We start from the raw sequence: 23,441 nt of genomic DNA on the forward strand, positions 1-23,441 counted from the left end.
GCAGTAAGAAGGCGCGGCGCTTAAGTGCTGACCATCCTGTTCGACGGCGTCGCATACGGCATGCTGCTGTTCCTGCTGGCCTGCGGGCTGGCGGTGACGCTCGGGCTGATGAACTTCGTCAACCTCGCCCACGGCGTGTTCGCCATGGGCGGGGGCTATGTCACGGCGCTGCTGATGAACCGCGCCGGCATCCCCTTCCTCGCGACGCTGCCGTTCGCCTTCGTCGTCCCGGCGCTGGTCGGCGTCGTTGTCGAACGGCTGCTCTATCGCCGGCTCTATGGCGCGAGCCCGCTCGATCAGGTGCTGCTGACGATCGGCCTGGTGCTGATGGCGATCCCGGCCTTCGACTATTTCCTCACCGACCAGCCGCAACAGATCCACCTTCCCCCCTTCCTCCAGGGTCGCTTCGAGCTGCCCGGGCTGACGATCGGCGCCTATCGGCTGTTCCTCGTCGTCGTCTGCGGAATCATCGCGGCGACGCTGCAGGTGTTTCTCGTCGGCACCCGCTTCGGCGCGCAATTGCGCGCTGCGGTCGACGACCGCCGCGTCGCCGCCGGCCTCGGGATCGACGTCGGGCGGCTGTTCGCCGTGGCGTTTGCGATCGGCAGCGGTCTTGCCGGGCTCGGCGGCGCGCTCGCCGCCGACGTGGTCGGCGGCGTCGACCCGAACTTCCCGGTCAAATTCCTGGTTTCGTTCCTGATCGTCGTCGCCATCGGCGGCTCGCGCGGGATCGCCGGCGCCTTTTTCGGCGCGCTGCTGCTCGGCGTGCTCGACGTCGCCGGCAAATACTACGTCCCCTCGATCGGCGCTTTCGTCATTTACGCGGTGATGGTGGCGACGCTGCTGATCCGGCCGCAAGGCCTGTTCGCCAAGAGCGGAACATGAGCGCGCGCGAGGCGGCCGAGGCGGCGCGCGTCGCGCGCCATCTGCTGCGACGACGACGCTGGCGGCCGCTCGAAATCGCCGCCTGGGCGGCGACGCTGGCGCTGATCCTGCTCGTCCCGTCGCGCGCGCTGCTGATCAACGAAATTCTCATCCTCGGACTGTTCGCGCTGTCGCTCGATCTCGCGCTCGGCTACGCCGGCCTGGTCTCGCTCGGCCACGCCGCCTTCCTTGGCCTCGGCGCCTATACGGCGGGGATCATGGCCAGCCGCGGTCTCGCCGATCCGACGCTTGGCCTGGTCGTTGCGAGCCTCGTCGCCGGGCTCGCCGGCCTCGTCACTGCGCCGCTGGTGCTGCGCGGAACCGACCTGACGCGGCTGATGGTGACGCTCGGCGTGTCGCTGATGCTCGGCGAGCTCGCCAACCGCAATTCCTGGCTGACCGGCGGCGCCGACGGCCTCGACTTCACCATCGGCCCAGTGCTCGGCCAGTTCCCGATCGACTTCGCCGGCCGGCGCGCCGCCGCGCTCTACAGTTTCGCCGTCGTCTTCGCCCTGTTCGCGCTGGCGCGGCGGGTGACGCGATCGAGTTTCGGCCAGTCGGTGCAGGCGATCCGCCAGAACCGGCTACGCGCCGGGGCGCTTGGCGTTCCCGCCAATCGGCGGCTGGTCGCAATGTATGGCCTCGCCGCCGCCTACGCCGGCGCCGCCGGCGCGCTGCTGGCGCAGACGACGCAGATCGTCTCGCTCGACATTTTCGATTTTCACCGTTCGGCCGACGTGCTGCTGACGCTGATCATCGGCGGCCCAGGCTATCTCTACGGCGGACTGATCGGCGCGGCGATCTTCGTCGGCTTGCGCGACGCGCTTGCCGGCGCGACGCCCGAATATTGGGAGTTCTGGATCGGCCTGATGCTGGTCGGGCTGGTGACAGTCGGCCGCGAGCGGATCGAAGCGGCGCTGAAGCGGTTCGCGCGCCGGCTGCGGCCCGCGCCGCGCCGGGAGGCGGCGCCATGAGCGCGGCGTTGCAGGCGCGCGGCCTGTTCAAGCGTTTCGGCGGCCTCACGGTCACCGACGACGTGTCGCTGACGCTCGAGCCGGGCGCGCGCCACGCGCTGATCGGCCCCAACGGCGCCGGCAAGACGACGCTGGTCAATCTGCTGACCGGCGTGCTCAGGCCGAGCGAGGGCGCGGTTGTCCTCGCCGGCGAGGACGTCACCCAGCTGCCGCAGCACGCCCGCGTCCGCCGCGGCCTCGCGCGCACCTTCCAGATCAACCAGCTGTTCCCCGAATTCAGCCCGGCCGAAGCGCTGGCGGCCGCGATCGCCGAGCGCGAGGGGCGCGGCGACGACATGTTGCGCGGCGTCGGCTCGCGCGAGCCGATCGTCGCCGAAATCGTCGCGCTGCTCGACCGCTTCGACCTCATCGCCGACATGGATCGTCCGACCCACACGCTCGCTTACGGCAAGCAGCGGCTGCTCGAAATCGCGCTGGCGCTGGCCTGCCGACCGAAAGCGCTGCTGCTCGACGAGCCGGCGGCGGGCGTGCCGGAGAGCGAACGGCGCGACATCCTATCCGCGCTCGCCGCTTTGCCGAGCGACGTGGCGGTCCTGCTGATCGAACACGACATGGACCTCGTCTTCAGCTTCGCCAAGAGCATCACCGTGCTCGTCGCCGGCCGCATCCTCACCGAGGGCGCGCCCGACGCAATCGCTGCCGATCCGCGGGTGCGCGCGGTCTATCTCGGCGAGGACGCGCATGGCTGAGCTGCTGCGCGTCGAGGCCTTGAGGGCCGGCTACGGCGAGGCGGTCGTCATCGAGGCGCTCGACCTCGCGCTCGACGACGGACGTTCGCTCGCCGTGCTCGGCCGCAACGGCGCTGGCAAGACGACGCTGATCAACGCGCTGATCGGCGCGGTCCAGGCGAGCGGCCGCATCGCGCTCGCCGGCGTCGAGCTCGCTCGCCTGCCCTCGCACCGTCGCGCGCGCGCCGGTCTCGGCTGGTGCCCGCAGGAGCGCAACATCTTCCGCTCCCTGACCGTCGAAGAGAACCTGACCGCCGTCGCGCGGCCGGGAACGTGGGACCTCGCGCGCGTCTACCGCATGTTCCCGCGCCTCGAAGAGCGGCGCGCCAACATGGGCGGCCAGCTTTCCGGCGGCGAGCAGCAGATGCTGGCGATCGGCCGCGCGTTGGTGCTGAACCCGAAGCTGCTGCTGCTCGACGAGCCAACCGAGGGTCTCGCGCCGGCGATCGTCGACGAGTTGCTGGCGGCGCTGAAGATCCTCGCCGCCGAAGGGCTGTCGATGATCGTCGTCGAACAGAAGGCGGCGAAGATCCTGCGCTTCGCCGACGAGGCGATCATCCTCAACCGCGGCGCGATCGTCCATCGCGCCGCCGCCGCCGCCCTGCTCGCCGACGAAACCGCTCTGCACGCGCATCTGACCGCGGCGGGCTAGCCTCACCCGAACATCACCACCTGCCGCACGCCGACGCCTTCGCGCAGGCGATCGAAGCCTTCGTTGATCTCGTCGAGTCGCAGCCGGTGGGTCAGCAGTTTGTCGACCGGCAGGCGGCCGGCCTGAAACAGGACGATGAAATTGGGCAGATCGCGCCGGGGCACGCAGGAGCCGATGTAGGAGCCTTTCAGCGTCCGCTCTTCGGCGACCAGGCTCACCGCCTGGATCGACAACCTGCGGTCGGGATGCGGCAGGCCGGCGGTGACGGTGACGCCGCCGCGCGCCGTTGCGGCATAGGCGAGTTCGAGCGCCGGCACGGCGCCGGCCGGCTCGATGCAGAACTCGGCCCCGCCGCGGGTGATGTCCTTGATCCGCTGAACGGCGTCCGGCGCGCCGGCGTCGACCGCGTCGGTCGCGCCGAGCCGCAGCGCGTGGTCGAGCTTCGCCTCAGCGAGATCGACGGCGACGATCTGGCGCGCGCCGGCGGCGACCGCGCCGAGGACCGCCGCGAGGCCGACGCCGCCGAGGCCGACGATCGCGACCGACGCCCCGACCGGAACCCGCGCGGTGTTGACGACCGCGCCGACGCCGGTCAGCACCGCGCAGCCGAACAAAGCCGCATGTTCGAACGGCAGCGTCCTATCGACCTTGATGCAAGATTCCTGCGCGACGACGGCGAACTCGGCAAAGGCCGAGACGCCAAGATGGTGGTTCACCGGCTCGCAGGCGAAGGCGAGCCGGCGCACGCCGGAGACGAGCGTGCCCGCGCCGTTGGCGCGCGCGCCCGGCTCGCACAAAGCCGGCCGGCCGGTCGCGCAAGGCAGGCAATGGCCGCAGCTCGGCACGAACACCATCACGACGCGATCGCCGACGGCGAGGTCGACGACCCCTTCGCCGACCGCCGCGACGACGCCCGCGGCCTCATGGCCGAGCACCATCGGCGTCGGCCGCGGCCGGGCGCCGTCGATCACCGAAAGGTCGGAATGGCAGAGGCCGGCCGCCGCGATTCGCACCAGCGCTTCGCCGCGGCCGGGGCCGTCGAGATCGACCTCGACGATGTCGAGCGGCCGCGAAACCGCGTAAGGAGGTTTCGCCCCCGTCGCCCGCAGCATCGCCGCTTTGACCCGCATCGCCCGGCGCCTCCGACCGCAATCGGTCGGTCATAGCGCCGATCGCGCGCGTCGCATAGCCGACGCGCGGCCGCGAGCAAGTCAGGCGACCTGGCGACGCAGCAGCGCCGAGCCGCGCTCGGCCGCCATCACCAGGATGAAGGTCGCCACCAGCAGCAACGAGACGGTCCGGTACTGGAACAGGTTCATCGCCGTCAGCAGACGGAAGCCGATGCCGCCGGCGCCGACGAAGCCGAGCACCAGCGACGAACGCAGGTTTTCGTCGAAGCGATAGAGGCCGATGCCGAGCAGCGACGGCAGCACGCCGGGCACGACCGCATGGGTAAAGACCTGGAGCCTGCTCGCCCCGGTCAGGTTCAGCGCCTCGACCGGGCCGAAATCCATGTCCTCGATCACCTCGGAGAACAGCCGCCCGAGCATGCCGATCGAATGGACCGACAGCGCCAGCGCGCCGGGGAACGGGCCAAGGCCGACCGCAGTGACGAACAGCAGCGCCCAGACGAGATCGGGCACCGCGCGGGTCAGCGCGATGATCCCTCGCGCTAGGAAATAGAGCGGTCGCGCCGGCGTGACGTTGCTCGCCGCCAACACCGCCAGCGGCAGCGCCATCAGCACGCCGAAGACAGTGCCGAAGATCGCCAAGTCGACCGTCTCCAGCGTCGGCCACAGGATGTCGCCACACTCCGACCACGCCGGCGGCATGGCGCGGCTCAGCAGGTCGACCATGCCGTGGACGCCGGTGACCAAGTCCTCCGGCCGCGCCTGCACGACATAGAACGATTGCGCGAGGATGGCGAGAACGACGAGCCCAACCAGGATGCGCAAGGCGAGACGGCCGAGCCCGCCTTGCCCGTGCGTCGCGGCGCTGTCGTCCCGCGCTTCAGCGCGCGAGGCGCGCGGCGCGGCGGCGAGGGTCGTTCCGTCGACGCTCATGCGGCGAGTTCCTTGTAGAGCAGCGCGATATGCAGGTCGGCGTCGCGATCGGCGGGAAGGTCGAAGGCGACGACGCCGTCGCGCAGGCCGACGACGCGATGCGAATAGCGCAGAGCGAGCGCCGGCTGGTGCAGGACGCACAGCACCGCCAGTCCGCTGTCGATCGCGAGCTGCCGCAGTAGGCGCAAGATCTCTTCGGCCGCTTCCGGATCGAGGCTCGCCACCGGCTCGTCGGCGAGGATGAGTTTCGGCCTTTGCGCCAGCGCCCTTGCGATCGCCGCGCGCTGCGCCTGTCCGCCCGACAGCGTGTCGGCGCGCTGGCCGCCGAGTTGTTCGACGCCGACCTGGCGCAGCAACTCGCGCGCCAAAGGCAATTCCTCGGCCGGAAGGCCGCCGAGCGCCGTCCACCATGTGCGGCGGCGGCCGAGCGTACCGCTCGCGACATTGGCGAGAACGCTGCGGCGTCTGACCAGATTGGCGCGCTGGAAAACCATCGCCAGCGCCAGCCGCGCCTTGCGCAGCGCCTCGCCGTTCAGCCGCGCGAGGTCCTGGCCGTCGACCAGCACCTCGCCCTCGGACGGATCGAGGAGCCGCGCGACGCAGCGCAACAGCGTCGTTTTGCCACTGCCGTTGCTGCCGAGAATCGTCACCAGCTCGCCGGCGCGCACAGTGAGATCGACGCCGTCGAGCGCCAGCGTGCCGTTCGGGTAGCGCATGCGCAGGCCGCGAACGGCGAGCCGCGTTTCGGCGCCCGACGCCGATTCGCCGGAGAACGCGCTCACAGCTTGCTGAGATCGACTTTCAGGGTCGACACGAGATCACGGATCTGGTCGAAGGCGCCGTCGATCTGAGGGACGGTAATCAGCGCCGGGTCCTCATTGGCGGCGAGGAACTTTTGGTCGTCCTCGGGCAGCTCGTGCAGGTCGAGCGACGAGAGGACCTTGGCGAGCTTGGCCTTGAACGCCGGATCGAGATCGCCGCGGATGCACAGCGGATCGATCGGGATCGGCTCCGACTTCCACAGCGTGATGTAGGCCTTGTCGTCATACTCGTTGTGCAGCCTGGCGCTGTTGATCTCTTCGCTGTTGAGTTCGCCCGCCAGGACCTTGTGATTGCGCAGCGCCTCGAACGACGCCGTGTGGCTGCCGGCGTAGACCGCCTTGATGTCGGCGTCCGGGTCGATGCCGTTCCTGCTCAGACCGAAGGCTGGGAACAGGTGCCCGGAAGTCGACGCCGGATCGGAAAAGGCGAAGGACTTGCCCTTGACGTCGGCGAGCTTGTCGATGCCCGAGCCCGGCCAGGTGACGATCGAAGCGTAGTAGCTCGACGGCTTGCCATCTTTGGTGCCGAACGTGGCGACGGCTTCCGCCTTGGCGACCTGGTGCGCGAGCACGTAACCGAGCGGTCCGAATTCGCCGATCTCGAGCTTGTCGTTGCGCATCGCCTCGATCTCGGCGGTGTAGCTGGTCGCGATGAACAGTTGCATCGGGCAGCCGAGCTTGTCGCCAATCAGCTTGGACAGATCATTGTAGACCGGCAGCAGACGCTGCGCCGATTCATAAGGCTCGACGCCGAAGCGCAGACCGCCCTCTGGGCAATCGGCCGCTTGCGCGGCGCCGCCCGCCAACAGACCGACAGCGGCGGCGGCGAAGAACAGCGTTGATCGCTTCATGATGTGACCCCGATATTGGTTGGCAGTTTTCCGATCAGCGCTCGCCGTTATAGTCTTGCCAGGTGACGGTTTGTTAACCTGCGGCGCGCGGCGGGCCGTCCGTCGCGGCGAATGGAATCGGGTCCGCCGCAAATCGCGAGATGACGCGGAGCGTTGCGCGCCGCTTGCGCGGGCGTGGCGGGCGGCGAGTCCCGACGAGCGGAGAGCGACGCGAAAGTGTCATCGAACGAGACGAGAAGGGCGACATGGCCGTGAAGGATTCCAAATCCGAACCGCAATCCGAGCCGCCGGAAATCGCGGCGCGCCGGCGCGCGATGGCGCTCGTCGCGCGCGCGCGCCGCGACGAGCTCGCCCGGCCGATCGCCGAGCGCTGGCCCGACCACGGCGCGCGCGCGCTCAAGCCGGTCGAGTCCGGGCTGGTGATGCTGCGCGGCCGGATCGGCGGCGACGGCGCGCCGTTCAATCTCGGCGAAGCGACGGTCACGCGCGCCGTCGTCGAGCTGCCGACCGGCGAACGCGGCTTCGCCCATATCCTTGGCCGCGACGGAGAGACGGCGCGGCTGGCGGCGATCGCCGACGCCTTGTGGCTTCGCCGAGCGTCGCGCGGCGACGTCGAAACCATGATCCTCGCGCCGATCGCGGCGCGGCTCGCCGCCGAAGCGGCGAAAACGCGCGCCGAAACCGCAGCGACGCGGGTCGATTTCTTCACCCTCGTGCGCGGCGAGGACGCGGCATGAACGCGCTCGCCTTCGCCGATCCGACCTTCGAATCCCAGGCTGCGTTCCGTCGCATCATGCGGGCGCTGAGCGCGCCGGGGACGATCCTCGCCTGCGGCCAGGCGCTCGCGCCGCCGGCCCCGCTCGCCCGCGCCGCCGCCGCGGCGCTGCTGACGCTCGCCGACTTCGAGACCCCGTTGTGGATCGCGCCGTCGTTCCCCGCCGCGGTCGGCGACTATCTCGCCTTCCACAGTGGCGCCCCGCGCGCCGCAGCGCCCGACAAGGCGGCCTTCGCGCTGGTCGATCTTTCCGCCGACGGCCTCGACCTTGCGCGCTTCGCCTCGGGGACGGCGGAATATCCCGACCGCTCGACGACGATCGTCGCCCAAGCCGCGTCGCTCGAGGCGGGGCCGCGCCTGCGGCTCGCCGGCCCGGGGATCAAAGGCGAAGCGACGCTCGCCCTTTCACCCTTGCCGGTCGATTTCGTCGCCCAATGGGCTGCGAACCGCGCCGGATTTCCGCTCGGCGTCGACCTGATCTTCGTCGCCGACGACCGCCTCGCTGCGCTGCCGCGCTCGACTGCGATCATCGAGGGAGCGCGCTGATGTATGTCGCGGTCAAGGGCGGCGAGCGGGCGATCGCCAACGCCCACGCCCTGCTCGCCGACAAGCGGCGCGGCGACCGTAGCGTCGCCGAGATCGAGACGCGGCAGATCGACGAGCAGCTGTCGCTCGCCGTCGATCGGGTGATGAGCGAAGGCTCGCTCTACGATCGCGAGATCGCCGCGCTGGCGATCAAGCAGGCGCGCGGCGACTTGATCGAGGCGATCTTTCTCGCCCGCGCCTATCGCACCACCCTGCCCCGCTTCGGCTTCGCCGAGCCGCTCGACACCAAGGCGATGGCGCTTCGTCGCCGCGTCTCGGCGACGTTCAAGGACCTGCCCGGCGGCCAGGTGCTCGGGCCGACGTTCGACTACACGCACCGGCTGATCGACTTCATGCTCGCAGAGAGCGCCGATCCGCCGCCGCCGGCGACCGCCCCGGCCGATTCGGCGCTCGCCGCGCCGCGCGTCGTCGACATCATCGCCGGCGACGACCTGATCGAGAAGAGCCCGCCAGCCGAGGGCGGCGCGGCGGTCGCCGACGTCACCCGCGACCCGACCGAATTCCCGGCCAGCCGCGACGCGCGGCTACAGACGCTGGCGCGCGGCGACGAGGGCTTCCTGCTCGGCCTCGGCTATTCGACCCAGCGCGGTTACGGCCGCAACCACCCGTTCGTCGGCGAGATCCGCTTCGGCGAGATCGAGGTCGAAATGTTCGTCGCCGAGCTCGGCTTCCCCGTTCCGCTGGGGTCGATCGCCGTCACCGAATGCCAGATGGTCAACCAGTTCAAGGGCGGGGCCGACGGCGAGCCGGCGCGTTTCACCCGCGGCTACGGCCTCGTCTTCGGCCAGAGCGAGCGCAAGGCGATGTCGATGGCGCTGGTCGATCGCGCGCTGCGCGCCGACGAACTCGCCGAAGAGCGGATCGGCCCGGCGCAGGACGAGGAATTCGTGCTCTCCCACTGCGACAACATCCAGGCGACCGGCTTCGTCGAGCACCTGAAGCTGCCCCATTACGTCGACTTCCAGGCCGAGCTGGCGCTGCTGCGGGAGTTGAGGCGCGAAGCGGGCGCGCAGGCGCCGAGCGCGGAGGCCGCCGAATGACCGCTCGGCCCTACAACTTCGCCTATCTCGACGAGCAGACCAAGCGGATGATCCGCCGCGCGATCCTCAAGGCGATCGCCATTCCCGGCTATCAGGTCCCCTTCGCCTCGCGCGAAATGCCGATGCCCTACGGCTGGGGCACCGGCGGCGTGCAAGTCACCGCTGCGATCATCGGTCCCGACGACGTGCTGAAGGTGATCGACCAGGGCGCCGACGACACCACCAACGCGGTGTCGATCCGCGCCTTCTTCGCCAAGACCGCCGACGTCGCGACGACCACCGACACGACGCAGGCGACGATCATCCAGACCCGCCACCGCGTCCCCGAGACGCCGCTGAGCGGCGAACAGATCCTCGTCTACCAGGTGCCGATTCCCGAGCCGCTGCGCTTCCTCGAGCCGCGCGAAACCGAGACGCGCACCATGCACGCGCTCGCCGAATACGGCGTCATGCACGTCAAGCTCTACGAGGACATCGCCCGTCACGGCCATATCGCGACGACCTACGCCTATCCGGCGCGCGTCGCCGACCGCTACATCATGGACCCGTCGCCGATCCCCAAGTTCGACAATCCCAAGCTCGACGATTGTCCGGCGCTGCAATTGTTCGGCGCCGGGCGCGAGAAGCGCATCTACGCCATCCCGCCGTTTACGCGCGTCGTCTCGCTCGATTTCGAGGATCACCCGTTCGAGCGCACCAAGTTCGACGCCGCGTGCGAATTCTGCGGCGCGACCGACTCGTTCCTCGACGAGGTGGTGATCGACGACAGGGGCGGACGAATGTTCGTCTGCTCCGACACCGACTATTGCGAGAAGCGCCGCGCCGCAAAAACCAAGGACGTTGCGCAATGACCGCTCCGCTGCTTTCCGTGCGAGGCCTTTGCAAGCGCTACGGCGCAATCGACGCCTGTCGCGACATTTCGTTCGCGCTCGAAGAGGGCGAGGCGCTGGCGATCGTCGGCGAATCCGGCTCCGGCAAGACGACGCTGCTCAATCTCGTCGCCGGCGCGTTGCAGGCCGATTCCGGCGAGGTCGTCTACCGTATGCGCGACGGCGCCGCGCGCGCGCTGTCGTCGCTGTCGGAAGCGGAGCGGCGGGCGCTGATGCGCACCGATTGGGGCTTCGTCCACCAGGACGCCTCGCGGGGCTTGCGCATGAACGTCTCGGCCGGCGGCAATATCGGCGAGCGGCTGATGGCGATCGGCGACCGCCATTACGGCCGCATCCGCGCCGCCGCGCTCGACTGGCTGGCGCGGGTCGAGATCGCCGCCCAGCGCGTCGACGATCCGCCCTCGACCTATTCCGGCGGCATGCGCCAGCGGCTGCAGATCGCCCGCAATCTCGTCACCGGCCCGCGCCTGGTGTTCATGGACGAGCCGACCGGCGGCCTCGACGTCTCCGTCCAGGCGCGGCTGCTCGATCTGTTGCGCGGGCTGATCGCCGACATGGGGCTGGCGGCGATCATCGTCACCCATGATCTCGCCGTGGCGCGGCTGCTGTCGCATCGCATGCTCGTCATGAAGCAGGGCGAAGTGATCGAGAGCGGGCTGACCGACCGCGTGCTCGACGATCCGCAGGCGCCCTACACGCAGTTACTCGTCTCTTCGGTGCTCGCCGCATGAGCGCGCTCGTCCCCAACGAACTGCTGCGGGTCGAGAGCCTCGCCAAGACCTTCACCCTGCACCTCCACGACGGCGCGCTTCTGTCGGTCGTCCACGGCGTCTCGTTCAGCGTCATGGCCGGCGAATGCGTGGTGCTCGGCGGCCCGTCCGGCGTCGGCAAGTCGTCGATCCTCAAGATGGTCAGCGGCAATTACCTCGCCGGCGAGGGGCGCATTCTCGTCGCCGACGGCGAGCGCGTCGTCGACGTCGCCCGCGCCGCGCCGCGCGAGATCCTCGACCTCAGGCGTCGCGTCGTCGGCAGCGTCAGCCAGTTCCTGCGCGTCATCCCGCGCGTCGCCGCGCTCGACATCGTCGCCGCCGCGGCGCAGGAGGCGGGGCTCGACCGCGAAGGTTCGCGCGCGCGCGCCGCCGCTTTGCTCGCCCGGCTGCGCCTGCCCGAAGCGCTGTGGCGGCTGCCGCCGGCGACTTTCTCCGGCGGCGAGCAGCAGCGGGTCAACGTCGCCCGCGGTTTCGCCGGAGCGCATCGGCTGCTGGTGCTCGACGAGCCGACCGCCTCGCTCGACGCCGACAATCGCGAGGCGGTGATCGAGCTCATCGCCGAGCGCAAAGCCGAGGGCGCGGGCTTCCTCGCCATCTTCCACGACGAGGACGTGCGCGCGCGGGTCGCCGACCGCATCGTCGACGTGTCGCGCTTCTCCGACCGCGAGGCCGCATGAACGCTCCCCCCGCGCCCATCTCGCGCGCCACGCGTCTTTCCGAGGCGCCGCTCGTCCATCCGAGCGCTGCGGTGCGCGACAGCACGCTCGGCCGCTATGTCGAGATCGGCGAACGTTGCATCGTCGCCGAGACCGATGTCGGCGACTATTCCTACCTGATGCAGGATTGCGAGACCTGGGCGGCGCGGATCGGCAAGTTCGTCAACGTCGCCTCGCACGTGCGCGTCAACGCGACCAGCCATCCGACCTGGCGCGCAACGCTGCACCACTTCACCTATCGCGCCAACGATTATTGGCCCGACGCCGTGCGCGAGGAAGATTTCTTCGATTGGCGGCGCGAGAACGCCGTCGCCGTCGGCCACGACGTCTGGATCGGCCACGGCGCGACGATCACCGCCGGCGTCAAGATCGGCAACGGCGCGGTGATCGGCGCCGGCGCGGTGGTGACGCGCGACGTCGCGCCCTACACGATCGTCGCCGGCGTGCCGGCGAAGCCCCTGCGGCCCCGCTTCCCGGAAGGAATCGGCGCGCGCATGGACGCACTCGCCTGGTGGGACTGGCCGCACGCGACGCTACGCGCCGCGCTCGACGACTTCCGCCGGCTTTCGGCCGAGGCGTTCCTCGACAAATACGGAGCCTGAGGCATGGAGTTCCACGCCGCCGATCCCCTCGTCCTGACCAACGCCAAGGTCGTCGCCGCCGACCGCGTCTTCCTCGGCTGGGTCGCGACCGACCATGGCCGCATCGTCGAGACCGGCGAGGGCCACGGCCCGAAGGGCGCGATCGACTGCCAGGGCGATTATCTGCTGCCTGGCTTGGTCGAACTGCACACCGACCATCTCGAGGCGCATTTCATGCCGCGCCCGCGCGTGTTCTGGCACGCCGGCAGCGCGGTGATGGCCTATGACGCGCAGATCGCCACCGCCGGCATCACCACGGTGTTCGATTCCTTCCGCGTCGGCATGGACGAACATGAGGACTGGCGCAGCGGCGCCGGCGAACAGGTCGTCACGCTTGCCGACGCGATCGAGCGCGCGCGCGCCGCAGATCTGTTGCGCGCCGACCACCAGACCCACCTGCGCTGCGAGATCCCCGCGCCCAATGTCGTCGAGTTTCTCGAGGAGTTCCTTACGCAGCATCCGGCTCGGCTCGTATCGCTGATGGACCACACGCCTGGCCAGCGGCAGTTCCGCGACCTCGACAAGTACTTCATCTACTATCAGGGCAAGACCGGGAAATCCGAGCGCGAGCTCGCCGAAGTCGTGCGCGAACGGCAACGCGTCGGCCGAGAGCGCGCCGACGCCAATCGGCCGCGCATTGTCGCTCTCGCCCACGCTCACGGCCTGACGCTCGCCAGCCACGACGACACCACGCTCGACGACGTCGAACAGGCGAAGCGGGAGGGCGTTCATATCGCAGAATTCCCAACCACCCATGAAGCCGCCGCCGCCTCGCGCGACGCCGGGATGGCGACGGTGATGGGCGCGCCCAACGTCGTGCGCGGCGGCTCGCATTCGGGCAACGCGTCGGCGCGCGATCTCGCCGAGGCGGGGCTGCTCGACATCCTCTCCTCCGACTACGTGCCGGCGGCGCTGCTGATGGCGGCGTTCCACCTCGCCGACGCGCCCAGCATCGGCGGCCTCGCCGGCGCCGTGCGGCTCGTCACCAAGAACCCGGCCGAAGCGGCGGGTCTCATCGACCGCGGCGAGATCGTCGTCGGCCGCCGCGCCGATCTTGTCCGCGTGCGCGCCCATCACGGCGAGCCGGTGGCGCGCGCCGTCTGGCGCGAGGGCGTAAGGGTCGCGTGAGGCCATGTCGGCGCTGGCCAAGACCTCGCCTGCGACGGGCCTGTTCGTCGCCATCGTCGGCCCGAGCGGCGCCGGCAAGGACGCGTTGATCCGCGGCCTCGCCAGCCGACTCGGCGAAAGCGACGGCGTCTTCTATGCGCGCCGCGTCGTCACCCGCCGCGCCGACGCCTTCGAGGATCACGACACGCTCGCGCACGAGGCGTTCGCGGCGGCGCGCGCTGAAGGGCGGTTCGCGCTCGCCTGGAGCGCGCACGGCCTCCATTACGGCGTGCCGCGCGAGATCGAGGCGCGGCTCGCCGCCGGCTGCGCCGTCGTTTGCAACGTGTCGCGGGCCGCCGTCCCCGAGGTGCGCCAGCTCTATCGGCCGAGCCTGGTCGTGCTCGTCACCGCGCGGCCGGAAACGCTGGCGGCGCGACTTGCCGCGCGCGGCCGCGATGACGGCGCGAGCCGGCGCGAAAGGCTCGCGCGCAGCGCGGTCGCCGAGGTCGCCTTCGAACCCGACGCGACGATCGACAACGACGGCGCGCTCGACGAGGCGGTGGCGCGGCTCCTCGACCTCGTCGTCAGCGGCAGGCGGAGCGCCGTTCTATGATGAATCCGCTGCGCTACGCTGTCTATCTCGCGCCGCCGCCCGAAAGCGCGCTGTGGCGCTTCGGCAGCGCGGTGGTCGGCCGCGACGCGGCCAGCGGCGAAGCGCAATTGGGCTTCGCGCCCGACGGCTTCGACGCAACGGCTTGGCGCAGCATGACGACCAAGCCGCGCCGCTACGGCTTCCACGCGACGATCAAGGCGCCGTTCCGTCTCGCCGACGAAGCAAGCCTTTCCGATCTCAGCACGGCGCTCGCCGAACTCGCGCATGCGCAGACGCCCTTCTCCGCCGGCCGTCTCGCCGTCTCGACCCTAGCGCTCGGCGAAGGCGCCGCCTTCGTCGCGCTGACGTCGCCCACGCCCTCGCCGAAGATCGCCGAGATCGAAGAGCGGGTCGTGCGCGGCCTCGACGCGTTCCGCGCTCCGTTGAACGAGGCCGAACGCGTGCGGCGCGACCCCCTGCGGCTCACCCCCCGCCAGCGCGAAACTTTCGAGCGCTGGGGATACCCCTACGCGCTCGCCGAGTTCCGCCTCCATTTCACCCTGACCAACGCCGTCGAAGAGGCCGGGCGGATCGCCGAAACGCTCGCGCGCGAATTCGCCGCGCGCGTCGCCGACCCGACGCTGGTCGTCGACGCGCTCGCCTTGTTTGTGCAGAAGCCTAACGGCGACTTTGTCGTCGACCAGCGATTTCCGCTCGGCGGCTAAAGCGATTGCCGCGACCGCCGCCGTCACGCGCGCGTCATGCGAGTCATCTACGCGCAGACGACCCAGGCTTCAGCGGATGGGAGGACGTGTGCAACATTCCGTTCGCGCCGCGCGGCGCGCCACCGGCGAAGGTCTGCGTGCGGCGGTTCATCGCAGTCGGCCGCTGAGTCGCGCCGGCGTGCTCGAACGCCTGTTCACCGCCGCCTTCCGTCGCCTCGTCTATCCGCAGATCTGGGAAGATCCGGTCGTCGACCTCGAGGCGTTGCGCCTCGGTCCGGGCGATCGGGTCGCGACCATCGCCTCGGGCGGCTGCAACGCGCTGTCCTACCTGACGGCCGACCCGGCCGAGATCGTCGCCGTCGATCTCAACGGCGCCCATGTCGCGCTCGGCCGACTCAAGCTCTGCGCGCTCGAGCATCTGCCGGATTACGAGTCGTTCCGACGCTTCTTCGCCGACGCCAATTCACGCGCCAACGTCGTCGCCTACGATTCGCAATTGCGCGGGCGCCTCGACGCGACGAGCCGCGCCTATTGGGACGGGCGTCCGTTTCCGCATCGCCGCCGCATCGACCTCTTCGCCCGCAACATCTACCGCTTCGGCCTGCTCGGCCATTGCATCGCCGCCGGTCACGTGCTGGCGCGGCTGCACGGCTGCGATCCGCGCGTGATGCTGAGCGCACGCTCGCGCGCCGAGCAGCGCGCCCTGTTCGAGCGCCATCTCGCGCCGATCTTCGACAAACCGATGGTGCGCTGGCTGACCCGCCAACCGGCTTCGCTGTACGGGCTCGGCATTCCGCCGGCGCAGTACCGAGCGCTCGCCGGCGACTCGGACGGCGGCATCGCCGCGGTGCTGCGCCAGCGGCTGGAGCGGCTCGCCTGCGACTTCGACATCGGCGACAACTACTTCGCCGCCCAGGCGTTCGGCGGCCGCTACGCCAAGGGCGAGGCCGCCTCTCTCCCGCCCTATCTGCAGCGCCGGCATTTCGACGCGCTGCGCGATCGCGCCGGCCGGCTGAGCTTCGTCCAAGGCTCGCTGACCCAAATGCTCGGCGACGCGCCGGCGGCGAGCTTCGACGCCTATGTGCTGCTCGACGCGCAAGACTGGATGAACGACCACGAGCTGACAGCGCTGTGGACGCAGATCAGCCGCACCGCGCGGCCGGGCGCGCGCGTCATCTTCCGCACCGCCGCCGACGAGCGGTTGCTGCCGGGCCGCGTCGCCGCTGACGCGCTCGACGGCTGGGTCTACCAGGAAGAACTAAGCCGCGAACTCGGCCGCCGCGACCGCTCGTCGATCTACGGCGGCTTCCATCTCTACGAGCGCGCCGCGTGAGCGACGCCGCCCTGCTGATGGACCGTATGTACCGGCGCCAGCGTTACATCTACGACGCGACGCGAAAGTACTACCTGCTCGGCCGCGACGGCGCGATCGCGGCTTTGGCGCCGCTACCGGGCGAGACGGTGCTGGAAATCGGCTGCGGCACCGGACGCAACCTCGTCGCGGTCGCGCGTCGCTTTCCCACCGCCGCGGTCTACGGCCTCGACGTGTCGAGCGCGATGCTGGCGACCGCGCGCGCCGCGATCCGCCGCGCCGGGCTCGACGGCCGCGTGACGCTCGCCCAAGGCGACGCGAGCGATTTCGATCCGCAGACGCTGTTCGGTCGCGCCGCCTTCGACCGTGTGCTCGTCTCCTACGCACTGTCGATGATCCCGCCGTGGCGCGAGGCGCTCAAACGGGCGATCGACGTCGTCGCCGAAGGCGGCGCCTTGCAGATCGTCGATTTTGGCGACCAGGCCGGCCTGCCGCGCGTGTTGCGCGCCGGCCTGCGCCGCTGGCTCGCCGCCTTCGACGTCACGCCGCGCGACGCGCTCGGCGACGAAGCGACGGCGCTGGCGCTGGAACGCGGCGCGCGCGCGCGCGCGTTCGCGCTCTACGGCGGCTACGCGGTGCGCGCGACGGTCGAGCGGCCGGGCCGGCGGGTCGCGTCTAGCGCGGCTGGCCCCGTCCCCGCCTGGACAGGCCGTTCCATCGCGCCGTAAGCTCGCCCGCGTCGGACGCAATGGGCGTCCGGCGCAGCGGGATCATTCGTGTTCGGTTACGCGCTTCAGCGACTCGCCATCCTCTTCGTGACCCTCGCCGTCGCCTCGTTGGTGGTGTTCGGCGTCATCGAGATCCTGCCCGGCGACGCGGCGCAGACCATGCTCGGCGCGACGGCGACGCCCGAGACGGTGGCGGCGCTCGCCCACAAGCTCGGCCTCGACCAGCCTTTCGCCGTCCGCTATTGGGCCTGGGCGACCGGCGCGTTGCGCGGCGACCTCGGCCTCTCCTACGCCTACGATTCGCCGATCGCGCCGCTGATCGCCGAACGGCTCGCGGTCAGCGCGCCCCTCGCCCTGCTGGCGATGACGATCGCCGCCGTCGTGGCGCTGGTCGCCGGCGTCTACGCCGCCGACCGGCGCGGCCGGGCCGGCGACGCCGCGGTGATGGTCGCGAGCCAGATCGGCCTTGCGGTTCCTAATTTCTGGTTTGCGATCCTGCTGGTGCTGACTTTCGCGGTGCGCTGGCGCATCTTCCCGGCCGGCGGCTTTCCCGGCTGGAGCGCCGGCTTCGGCCGCGCGCTGACGGCGCTGATCCTGCCGGCGATCGCGCTCGGCCTGGTGCAGGCGGCGATCCTCACCCGCGTCGCGCGCTCGGCGCTGCTCGAGGCGCTGAGCGAAGACTTCATCCGCACCGCGCGCGCCAAGGGCGTGTCGCGCCGGGCCGCGCTGTGGCGCCACGCGCTGCCCAATGCGATGACGCCGATCCTCACCGTCATGGGCCTGCAATTCGCCAATCTCATCGCCAGCGCGATCGTGGTCGAGAACGTCTTCGTCCTGCCGGGCCTGGGTCGGCTGATCGTCCAGTCGATCGCCAATCGCGACGCCCTGGTGGTCGAGGATTGCGTGATGCTGCTCGTCGCCTTCGTCATCATCGTCAACTTTCTGGTCGATCTCGCCTGCGCGGCGATCGATCCGCGGCTGCGGGCGCACGCCACGTGAGCGCCGCCGCGCCGCAGTCCCGCCGACCCGGCGGCTTGAGCCTGCGCTTGGGCGCGGCGCTGGTCGCGCTGCTCGTCGGCGCGGCGGCGCTGTCGCTCGTCTGGACGCCGTTCCCGCCCGGCGCGATCGACATCCCCCACAAGCTGCTCGCGCCGTCGGCTGCCCATTGGCTCGGCACCGACTCGTTAGGGCGTGACGTCGCCTCGCAGATCCTCGCCGGGGCGCGGGTGTCGATCCTGGTCGGCGTCATCGCGGTGGGCATCGGCCTCGTCTTCGGCGTCGCGCTCGGTCTCGTCGCCGCCGCCGCCAAGGGAATCGTCGAAGAAGCAATCATGAAGCTGTGCGACTTCACCTTCGCGTTTCCCGCCCTGTTGTCGGCCATTCTGCTGACCGCGACCTATGGCCCCGGCGTCGTCAACGCAATCATCGCGATCGGCGTCTACAGCGTCCCGATCTTCGCCAGGTTGACGCGCGCCACCGCCAGTAGCGCGCTGGCGCGCGAATACGTGCTCGCCGCGCGCGCCGCCGGTCGCGGCCCGATCGCCATCGCTTTCGACCATGTGCTGCCCAACATCGCGCCGGCGCTGATCGTCCAGGCGACGATCCAATTCGCCATCGCCATTCTCGCCGAGGCGGCGCTGTCCTATCTCGGGCTGGGCGCGCAGCCGCCGCTCGCCTCGTGGGGACGCATGCTGAGCGACGCGCAGAACTGGATGTATGTCGCGCCGCGCCTCGCCGTCTATCCCGGCCTCGCCGTCGCGCTCAGCGTGCTCGGCCTCAATCTGCTCGGCGACGGGCTGCGCGACGCGCTCGACCCGAAGCTGAGGGCGCGAAGCTGACATGCTGCTAACCGTCGCCGATCTCGCCATCGACCTGCCGACGCCGGGCGGGCCGCGCCGCGTCGTCCATGACGTGTCGTTTACGCTCGACGGCGGCGACAGCCTCGGGGTCGTCGGCGAATCCGGCTCCGGCAAGACGATGACCGCGCTGGCGCTGATGGGCCTGCTGCCGGAAGGCGCGACGGTTTCCGGCGCCTTGCGGTTCGAGGGCGTCGACCTCGCCAGGCTCGGCGAGGCGCAGATGCAGAAGCTGCGCGGCGACCGTATCGGCATGGTGTTTCAGGAGCCGATGACGGCGCTCAACCCGCTGCACCGCGTCGGGCGCCAGGTCGCCGAGCCGCTGATCCTGCATCGCGGCATGAGCAAGCGCGCCGCGTGGGCGGAGGCGGTCAAGCTGCTCGTGCGCGTGCGCCTGCGCGATCCCGAGCGCGTCGCCCGCGCCTATCCGTTCGCACTGTCGGGCGGCGAGCGGCAGCGGGCGATGATCGCCATGGCGCTCTCCTGCTCGCCGAAGCTGCTGATCGCCGACGAGCCAACCACCGCGCTCGACGTGACCGTGCAGGCGCGCATCCTCGACCTCTTGGCGACGCTCGGCGCGCAATCCGACATGGCGATGCTGCTCGTCAGCCACGACCTCGCCGTCGTCGCGCGCCATTGCCGGCGGGTGCTGGTGATGTACGGCGGCACGGTGATGGAGAGCGGCCCGGCCGAAGCGGTGCTGCGCGACGCGCGCCATCCCTATACGCGCGCACTGCTGGAAGCGCGGCCGCGCGCCGGCGCGGCCCGCGGCGAACGGTTGCGCGCGATCGCTGGCGCGGCCGTCCCCGCCGGCGCCGAACCGCGCGGCTGTCCCTTCGCCGGCCGCTGCCCGATGACGATGGACGCCTGCCACGCCACGCCGCTGCCGACGATCGAGCTCGCCGGCGACCGGCGCGTGCGCTGCCTACGGGTCGACGCGGAAGGGCGGCCGACATGACTGTTCCGCTGCTGGAAGTCGTCGACCTGGTCAAGCTCTATCGCCTACCCCGCGCCGGCTGGTTCGCGCCGCATCCGACTCGGCGCGCCGTCGACGGGGTCAGCCTGACGATCCATCCCGGTCGCTCGTTCGGCGTCGTGGGCGAGTCCGGTTCGGGCAAGTCGACGCTGGCGCGCGCCGCGATGGCGCTCGAGCAGCCGACCGCAGGCATTGTGCGTCTCGACGGTCATTCGTTGTTCGATCTGGCGCCGCGCGCATTGCGGGCAGCGCGGGCCGAGATGCAGATGATCTTCCAGGACCCCTACGGTTCGCTCGATCCGCGCCAGCGCGTCCGCCGCATCGTCGCCGAGCCGCTGATCAACCTCGCCCACGTCACGCGCGTGCAGCGCGCCGCGCGCGTCCTCGAGGCGTTGCGCGCCGTCGGCCTCACCGCCACCGACGCCGACAAATATCCGCACGAATTTTCCGGCGGCCAGCGGCAGCGCATCGCTATCGCCCGCGCGCTGGTGACCCGGCCGAAGCTCGTCGTCGCCGACGAGCCGGTGTCGGCGCTCGACGTTTCGATCCAGGCGCAGGTGCTTAATCTGATGAGCGACCTGCAGCGCGAGGCGGGCGTCACCTTCTTCCTCATCAGCCACGATCTCGCCGTCGTCGGCCATCTGTGCGACGACGTCGCGGTGATGTTTCACGGCCGCTTCGTCGAGACCGGGCCGGCGGCGGCGTTGTTCAAGGCGCCCAAGCATCCCTACACGCGCGAACTCATCGACGCCGCGCCGAAGCTCGAAGAGGCGCCGATCGTCGCCGTCGACGCGCCGCCGAACGAGGAAGCGCCGGGGGGCTGCGCCTATGCGGCGCGCTGCCGCTTCGCCCAAAGTCGCTGCCGCGAAGCGGCGCCGGCGCTGCGCCCGCTCGGCGACGGCCGCTCCGTCGCCTGCCACTTTCCGCTTTGAGCGGCTTACGCGGTCGCGCCATCGACCCGTGTGTGGAGCGCGACTCGCTCTCATTTCGCCAAGTCCCCGCGCAACCGCTTGGTGTGGCCGCGCACCGCAGCGACCGAGTCGGCGCCGAGCTGCAGGCGCAACGGCGTCGTCTTGGCCTCCAGCGCCAGCGCGACCGCGCACGGCCAACGCGGCCCGCGGCGCAGACTCGAAGCGGCATTTCGCTCGCTCCGCCTCAAACGGGGCGAAGCGGATCGGCGCTGAGGGTCGGCTGTCCTTCGCTTAGAGCCGGTGGTCACAATCGGAGGTTGGCGGACGCCATTGAGCGCCGATTCGACCCGAGCCAGACTTTCCGCCAGACGCGCCTTAAGGTCGAATTTCGGCCGAAGGCGGCTTGTCCGCTCCGCGGCGCAGTGCGCGGCGAAGCCGACCTCGCGGAGCGTCTTGCGCATGCGAGGTTCGTCGTCGCGAAGAAACCGCCGATGGTCGGCGCGGCGCCGACCAAATATGGATCGCGCCAGGCCGGCGCTAGCGAGAGTTTGCCCGTGGAAGGCGCCGCCGAAGCGTCTGCCGTCAACATTTTCCCCCGGCTTGACGCCGGGGGAATTTCGTATGGCGGATTCCACAGGCCGGAGCCTTGGAACTTTCGGAGGCGGGACCCTCTTTCCAGTTTGTGCTTCATTGGAAAGCTAAATCCCTCCCTCCATTCAAGGCATCATGGTGAACTTGTACTTGCCGAGCGATTCGCCGGACATTTTTTCGAATTCGGCGCGGCTCATGACGACCCATTGCCCGCCGTCTGCGTCCTGGAGCATCTGCAGGTGCATCATGTGACCGCCCATTTTCATTTCGATGACGGGACCGAAGTTCGGAACCGACGGCAAAGCGAAACTTGGGGCGGAAGCGCCGAACAGGCCGATTACGAGCATCGGCATCAATAATAGCTTCTTCATTTCGCATACCTCTTTGAATTATACGCAAGCGTTTAGCTTGCGTATAGGCTGGTGGTACTCCATCAATGCCGCCAACATGCGTCCGACGGCATCGCGTTATAGTCTCTGCTGCGATGCGTCTTGTTACGCTGAGTAACGGATATTTTCCGCAATCGCCCCCAGCTTCGACCGTGAGCTTCCAGGCCAACCGCTTGTCGAGCCGCGCGCCCGCGCTACCGCCCGAAGTCGTCACCGCCTTCTTCGTGGCGTTGCTTTTCTTCGCGGAATCAGCGCCCTGAGCTTAACGCTCGAGGCCGGCGACGCCGAGTCGCCGTATTTCGACAGGCTGCCAGATAAGTCGGGCGCAGCCCGATGGCCGAATCGGCCAAGCGGCGGCGAAAACGGGCGCGAAACGGCGGTCGCTCTGGGGTCGAGGCAAGGCTGCTTCCCACCCTCAGCCGCAGTCGCCAAGCGTACGAGTTCATCCGGCAGCTGCGATGAAGGCGGGTCAACGCCCTATGCGCTAGCGCGCCGCGCCGAGGATCAGCCGAGCGGCGAAGGCGCCCATCAGGCCGGCGAAGCCGTAGTCGAACCAGCGCATCGCGCGCGAGTTGGCGCGCGCCGCCGCGACGAAGCGTCCGGCGACGGCGATGATCGCCGCGCTGACCAGCCCGCCGATGACGACGAAGCTGAACCCGAGGACGAAGAGCTTGCGGCTCGGGTCGGGATCGCCGACGTCGATGAACTGTGGCAGGAAGGTGACGAAGAACAGGATGACCTTCGGGTTGGTGAGATTGATCAGCAGCCCGGTCGTATAGGCGCCGCGCAGCGTCCCTGCCGCTCCGTCGGCCGCCTCGAGCTTCAGCGCCGCGCCATGGCGTAGCGCGCCCCAGGCGAGATAGAGGAGATAGAGCGCGCCGGCGATCTTCACTGCGTCGTAGGCGCGCGCCGAGGTGGCGATGAGGGCCGAAAGGCCGAGCGCAGCGGCGAAGGTGTGGACGACGACGCCGCTCAACGCGCCGCCGAGCGCGGCGAGGCCGTGCGGTCGGCCGCCGGCGAAGGTGCGCGACAGATAGAGCGCCATGTCCGGCCCCGGCGTCAGCGCCAGCAGGACGCTGGCGGCGACGAAAGCGACGAACAGGCTCGGCGAGGGAAAGAGATTCATGCCGTCAGCGGATGACCCTTGCGCCCTTGCCCTTCATGACCGCTTCGACCTCCTTGACGTTCACCATCGAGGTGTCGCCGGGCGTGGTCATCGCCAGCGCGCCGTGGGCCGCGCCGTACTCGACCGCCGCCTGTGGGCCCTTGCCTTCGAGGAAGCCGTAAGCCAGCCCGGAGGCGAAGCCGTCGCCGCCGCCGACCCGGTCGTAGATCTCGAGGTTCTCGCGCAACGGCGCCTCATAGAACGCGCCGCCGGCGAAGACGACGGCGCCCCAGTCGTTGAACGACGCCGTCTTGGCGTTGCGCAGCGTCGTCGCCGCCACCTTGAAGTTGGGGAACGCCTTGACCGCCGCGGCGATCATCTTCTTGAAATTGGCCGGGTCGATTTTGGAGATGTGCTCGTCAAGGCCTTCAACCTCGAAGCCGAGGCAAGCGGTGAAATCCTCCTCGTTGCCAAGCATGACGTCGACATGCTTGGCGATCTTGCGGTTGATCTTCTGTGCGCCGGCCTGTCCGCCCTGGCTCTTCCAAAGGGAGGCGCGATAATTTAGGTCGTAGGAGACGATGGTTCCGTATTTGTGCGCCGCTTCCACCGCTTCGATGACGGCTTCGGCGGTGTTG

27 protein-coding genes are annotated in these 23,441 nt (G+C 69.9%); 20 read left to right on the forward strand and 7 right to left on the reverse strand.

Going from position 1 to position 23,441, the window contains the following annotated elements; genetic code table 11:
- The first annotated feature begins 24 nt into the window (after positions 1-24).
- From ABSF49_RS08900 to ABSF49_RS08915, 4 genes are read left to right on the forward strand one after another with little or no spacing between them, the layout of a single operon-like run.
- Positions 25-885: a branched-chain amino acid ABC transporter permease gene (locus ABSF49_RS08900; RefSeq protein WP_424112290.1), complete on the forward strand. Its 861-nt coding sequence runs from the start codon at positions 25-27 to the stop codon at positions 883-885.
- Entirely contained in the window at positions 882-1,898 is a 1,017-nt protein-coding gene (locus ABSF49_RS08905) for a branched-chain amino acid ABC transporter permease (protein WP_424112291.1), read from the forward strand. Before ABSF49_RS08900 ends, ABSF49_RS08905 begins: the two co-directional genes overlap by 4 nt.
- Positions 1,895-2,647, forward strand: a complete 753-nt coding sequence (locus tag ABSF49_RS08910) for an ABC transporter ATP-binding protein (protein ID WP_424112292.1) — start codon at positions 1,895-1,897, stop codon at positions 2,645-2,647. The genes ABSF49_RS08905 and ABSF49_RS08910 overlap by 4 nt, the downstream gene beginning before the upstream one ends.
- The gene (locus ABSF49_RS08915; protein ID WP_424112293.1) at positions 2,640-3,338 is read left to right on the forward strand and encodes an ABC transporter ATP-binding protein; all 699 of its coding nucleotides are present in this window, start codon (positions 2,640-2,642) and stop codon (positions 3,336-3,338) included. The genes ABSF49_RS08910 and ABSF49_RS08915 overlap by 8 nt, the downstream gene beginning before the upstream one ends.
- Positions 3,339-3,340: 2 nt before the next feature.
- Here ABSF49_RS08915 and ABSF49_RS08920 read toward each other — a convergent pair whose 3' ends face one another.
- From ABSF49_RS08920 to ABSF49_RS08935, 4 genes are all read right to left on the reverse strand, one after another.
- A complete protein-coding gene (locus ABSF49_RS08920; protein WP_424112294.1) occupies positions 3,341-4,468 on the reverse strand; it encodes an alcohol dehydrogenase catalytic domain-containing protein in 1,128 nt (375 codons plus the stop codon).
- An 81-nt stretch (positions 4,469-4,549) separates the two neighbouring features.
- On the reverse strand, positions 4,550-5,401 hold the full coding sequence (phnE, locus tag ABSF49_RS08925) for a phosphonate ABC transporter, permease protein PhnE (protein WP_424112295.1): 852 nt from the start codon (positions 5,399-5,401) through the stop codon (positions 4,550-4,552).
- Positions 5,398-6,183, reverse strand: a complete 786-nt coding sequence (locus ABSF49_RS08930; RefSeq protein ID WP_424112296.1) for a phosphonate ABC transporter ATP-binding protein — start codon at positions 6,181-6,183, stop codon at positions 5,398-5,400. Before ABSF49_RS08930 ends, phnE begins: the two co-directional genes overlap by 4 nt.
- Complete coding sequence (locus tag ABSF49_RS08935) at positions 6,180-7,073, reverse strand: phosphate/phosphite/phosphonate ABC transporter substrate-binding protein (protein WP_424112297.1); 894 nt, start codon at positions 7,071-7,073, stop codon at positions 6,180-6,182. The genes ABSF49_RS08930 and ABSF49_RS08935 overlap by 4 nt, the downstream gene beginning before the upstream one ends.
- Positions 7,074-7,318: 245 nt before the next feature.
- Here ABSF49_RS08935 and phnG point away from each other — a divergent pair, with 245 nt between their 5' ends.
- The 16 genes from phnG to ABSF49_RS09015 all read left to right on the forward strand — a co-directional run bounded on the left by phnG (position 7,319) and on the right by ABSF49_RS09015 (position 20,739).
- Entirely contained in the window at positions 7,319-7,810 is a 492-nt protein-coding gene (phnG, locus tag ABSF49_RS08940; RefSeq protein WP_424112298.1) for a phosphonate C-P lyase system protein PhnG, read from the forward strand.
- Positions 7,807-8,394: a phosphonate C-P lyase system protein PhnH gene (gene phnH, locus ABSF49_RS08945; protein WP_424112299.1), complete on the forward strand. Its 588-nt coding sequence runs from the start codon at positions 7,807-7,809 to the stop codon at positions 8,392-8,394. The genes phnG and phnH overlap by 4 nt, the downstream gene beginning before the upstream one ends.
- A complete protein-coding gene (locus ABSF49_RS08950; RefSeq protein ID WP_424112300.1) occupies positions 8,394-9,494 on the forward strand; it encodes a carbon-phosphorus lyase complex subunit in 1,101 nt (366 codons plus the stop codon). The genes phnH and ABSF49_RS08950 overlap by 1 nt, the downstream gene beginning before the upstream one ends.
- On the forward strand, positions 9,491-10,345 hold the full coding sequence (locus ABSF49_RS08955; protein WP_424112301.1) for an alpha-D-ribose 1-methylphosphonate 5-phosphate C-P-lyase PhnJ: 855 nt from the start codon (positions 9,491-9,493) through the stop codon (positions 10,343-10,345). The genes ABSF49_RS08950 and ABSF49_RS08955 overlap by 4 nt, the downstream gene beginning before the upstream one ends.
- The gene (gene phnK / locus ABSF49_RS08960; protein ID WP_424112302.1) at positions 10,342-11,115 is read left to right on the forward strand and encodes a phosphonate C-P lyase system protein PhnK; all 774 of its coding nucleotides are present in this window, start codon (positions 10,342-10,344) and stop codon (positions 11,113-11,115) included. The genes ABSF49_RS08955 and phnK overlap by 4 nt, the downstream gene beginning before the upstream one ends.
- Positions 11,112-11,831, forward strand: a complete 720-nt coding sequence (gene phnL, locus ABSF49_RS08965; RefSeq protein ID WP_424112303.1) for a phosphonate C-P lyase system protein PhnL — start codon at positions 11,112-11,114, stop codon at positions 11,829-11,831. Before phnK ends, phnL begins: the two co-directional genes overlap by 4 nt.
- A complete protein-coding gene (locus ABSF49_RS08970) occupies positions 11,828-12,472 on the forward strand; it encodes a DapH/DapD/GlmU-related protein (protein ID WP_424112304.1) in 645 nt (214 codons plus the stop codon). The genes phnL and ABSF49_RS08970 overlap by 4 nt, the downstream gene beginning before the upstream one ends.
- Positions 12,473-12,475: 3 nt before the next feature.
- Positions 12,476-13,639 (forward strand): alpha-D-ribose 1-methylphosphonate 5-triphosphate diphosphatase, encoded by a 1,164-nt coding sequence (locus tag ABSF49_RS08975; RefSeq protein WP_424112305.1) that lies wholly within the window; start codon positions 12,476-12,478, stop codon positions 13,637-13,639.
- Between the two features lie 4 nt (positions 13,640-13,643).
- Positions 13,644-14,231 (forward strand): phosphonate metabolism protein/1,5-bisphosphokinase (PRPP-forming) PhnN, encoded by a 588-nt coding sequence (gene phnN, locus ABSF49_RS08980; protein WP_424112306.1) that lies wholly within the window; start codon positions 13,644-13,646, stop codon positions 14,229-14,231.
- Positions 14,228-14,935: a DUF1045 domain-containing protein gene (locus ABSF49_RS08985; protein ID WP_424112307.1), complete on the forward strand. Its 708-nt coding sequence runs from the start codon at positions 14,228-14,230 to the stop codon at positions 14,933-14,935. The genes phnN and ABSF49_RS08985 overlap by 4 nt, the downstream gene beginning before the upstream one ends.
- An 88-nt stretch (positions 14,936-15,023) precedes the next feature.
- On the forward strand, positions 15,024-16,268 hold the full coding sequence (locus tag ABSF49_RS08990; protein ID WP_424112308.1) for a BtaA family protein: 1,245 nt from the start codon (positions 15,024-15,026) through the stop codon (positions 16,266-16,268).
- A complete protein-coding gene (locus tag ABSF49_RS08995; RefSeq protein ID WP_424112309.1) occupies positions 16,265-16,975 on the forward strand; it encodes a class I SAM-dependent methyltransferase in 711 nt (236 codons plus the stop codon). Before ABSF49_RS08990 ends, ABSF49_RS08995 begins: the two co-directional genes overlap by 4 nt.
- A 48-nt stretch (positions 16,976-17,023) precedes the next feature.
- Positions 17,024-17,974 carry an ABC transporter permease gene (locus tag ABSF49_RS09000; RefSeq protein ID WP_424112310.1) on the forward strand — a complete coding sequence of 317 codons (951 nt, stop codon included), beginning with the start codon at positions 17,024-17,026 and terminating at the stop codon, positions 17,972-17,974.
- Positions 17,971-18,813 carry an ABC transporter permease gene (locus ABSF49_RS09005; RefSeq protein WP_424112311.1) on the forward strand — a complete coding sequence of 281 codons (843 nt, stop codon included), beginning with the start codon at positions 17,971-17,973 and terminating at the stop codon, positions 18,811-18,813. Before ABSF49_RS09000 ends, ABSF49_RS09005 begins: the two co-directional genes overlap by 4 nt.
- Before the next feature lies 1 nt (position 18,814).
- On the forward strand, positions 18,815-19,789 hold the full coding sequence (locus ABSF49_RS09010; protein WP_424112312.1) for an ABC transporter ATP-binding protein: 975 nt from the start codon (positions 18,815-18,817) through the stop codon (positions 19,787-19,789).
- Positions 19,786-20,739, forward strand: coding sequence for an ABC transporter ATP-binding protein (locus ABSF49_RS09015; protein ID WP_424112313.1), 954 nt, complete (start codon positions 19,786-19,788; stop codon positions 20,737-20,739). The genes ABSF49_RS09010 and ABSF49_RS09015 overlap by 4 nt, the downstream gene beginning before the upstream one ends.
- Before the next feature lie 695 nt (positions 20,740-21,434).
- Here ABSF49_RS09015 and ABSF49_RS09020 read toward each other — a convergent pair.
- The 3 genes from ABSF49_RS09020 to ABSF49_RS09030 all read right to left on the reverse strand — a co-directional run.
- Positions 21,435-21,680 (reverse strand): hypothetical protein, encoded by a 246-nt coding sequence (locus ABSF49_RS09020; protein WP_424112314.1) that lies wholly within the window; start codon positions 21,678-21,680, stop codon positions 21,435-21,437.
- Between the two features lie 502 nt (positions 21,681-22,182).
- Positions 22,183-22,824 (reverse strand): LysE family translocator, encoded by a 642-nt coding sequence (locus ABSF49_RS09025; protein WP_424112315.1) that lies wholly within the window; start codon positions 22,822-22,824, stop codon positions 22,183-22,185.
- Positions 22,825-22,828: 4 nt separating this feature from the next.
- A partial coding sequence (locus tag ABSF49_RS09030) for a PfkB family carbohydrate kinase (RefSeq protein WP_424112316.1) occupies positions 22,829-23,441 on the reverse strand: 613 nt, incomplete at its 5' end.

This window comes from Roseiarcus sp., from assembly GCF_049514155.1.
Classification (GTDB): Bacteria; Pseudomonadota; Alphaproteobacteria; order Rhizobiales; family Beijerinckiaceae; genus Roseiarcus.

Coding starts and splice junctions, on each gene's coding strand:
- ABSF49_RS08910 (WP_424112292.1), top strand. CDS start 1,895: ATGAGCGCGGCGTTGCAGGCGCGCGGCCTGTTCAAGCGTTTCGGCGGC.
- ABSF49_RS08975 (WP_424112305.1), top strand. CDS start 12,476: ATGGAGTTCCACGCCGCCGATCCCCTCGTCCTGACCAACGCCAAGGTC.
- phnG (WP_424112298.1), top strand. CDS start 7,319: ATGGCCGTGAAGGATTCCAAATCCGAACCGCAATCCGAGCCGCCGGAA.
- ABSF49_RS08955 (WP_424112301.1), top strand. CDS start 9,491: ATGACCGCTCGGCCCTACAACTTCGCCTATCTCGACGAGCAGACCAAG.
- ABSF49_RS08905 (WP_424112291.1), top strand. CDS start 882: ATGAGCGCGCGCGAGGCGGCCGAGGCGGCGCGCGTCGCGCGCCATCTG.
- ABSF49_RS08920 (WP_424112294.1), bottom strand. CDS start 4,468: ATGCGGGTCAAAGCGGCGATGCTGCGGGCGACGGGGGCGAAACCTCCT.
- ABSF49_RS09020 (WP_424112314.1), bottom strand. CDS start 21,680: ATGAAGAAGCTATTATTGATGCCGATGCTCGTAATCGGCCTGTTCGGC.
- ABSF49_RS09025 (WP_424112315.1), bottom strand. CDS start 22,824: ATGAATCTCTTTCCCTCGCCGAGCCTGTTCGTCGCTTTCGTCGCCGCC.
- phnK (WP_424112302.1), top strand. CDS start 10,342: ATGACCGCTCCGCTGCTTTCCGTGCGAGGCCTTTGCAAGCGCTACGGC.
- phnE (WP_424112295.1), bottom strand. CDS start 5,401: ATGAGCGTCGACGGAACGACCCTCGCCGCCGCGCCGCGCGCCTCGCGC.
- ABSF49_RS09010 (WP_424112312.1), top strand. CDS start 18,815: ATGCTGCTAACCGTCGCCGATCTCGCCATCGACCTGCCGACGCCGGGC.
- ABSF49_RS08915 (WP_424112293.1), top strand. CDS start 2,640: ATGGCTGAGCTGCTGCGCGTCGAGGCCTTGAGGGCCGGCTACGGCGAG.
- ABSF49_RS08985 (WP_424112307.1), top strand. CDS start 14,228: ATGATGAATCCGCTGCGCTACGCTGTCTATCTCGCGCCGCCGCCCGAA.
- phnL (WP_424112303.1), top strand. CDS start 11,112: ATGAGCGCGCTCGTCCCCAACGAACTGCTGCGGGTCGAGAGCCTCGCC.
- phnN (WP_424112306.1), top strand. CDS start 13,644: ATGTCGGCGCTGGCCAAGACCTCGCCTGCGACGGGCCTGTTCGTCGCC.
- phnH (WP_424112299.1), top strand. CDS start 7,807: ATGAACGCGCTCGCCTTCGCCGATCCGACCTTCGAATCCCAGGCTGCG.
- ABSF49_RS08935 (WP_424112297.1), bottom strand. CDS start 7,073: ATGAAGCGATCAACGCTGTTCTTCGCCGCCGCCGCTGTCGGTCTGTTG.
- ABSF49_RS09015 (WP_424112313.1), top strand. CDS start 19,786: ATGACTGTTCCGCTGCTGGAAGTCGTCGACCTGGTCAAGCTCTATCGC.
- ABSF49_RS08970 (WP_424112304.1), top strand. CDS start 11,828: ATGAACGCTCCCCCCGCGCCCATCTCGCGCGCCACGCGTCTTTCCGAG.
- ABSF49_RS08950 (WP_424112300.1), top strand. CDS start 8,394: ATGTATGTCGCGGTCAAGGGCGGCGAGCGGGCGATCGCCAACGCCCAC.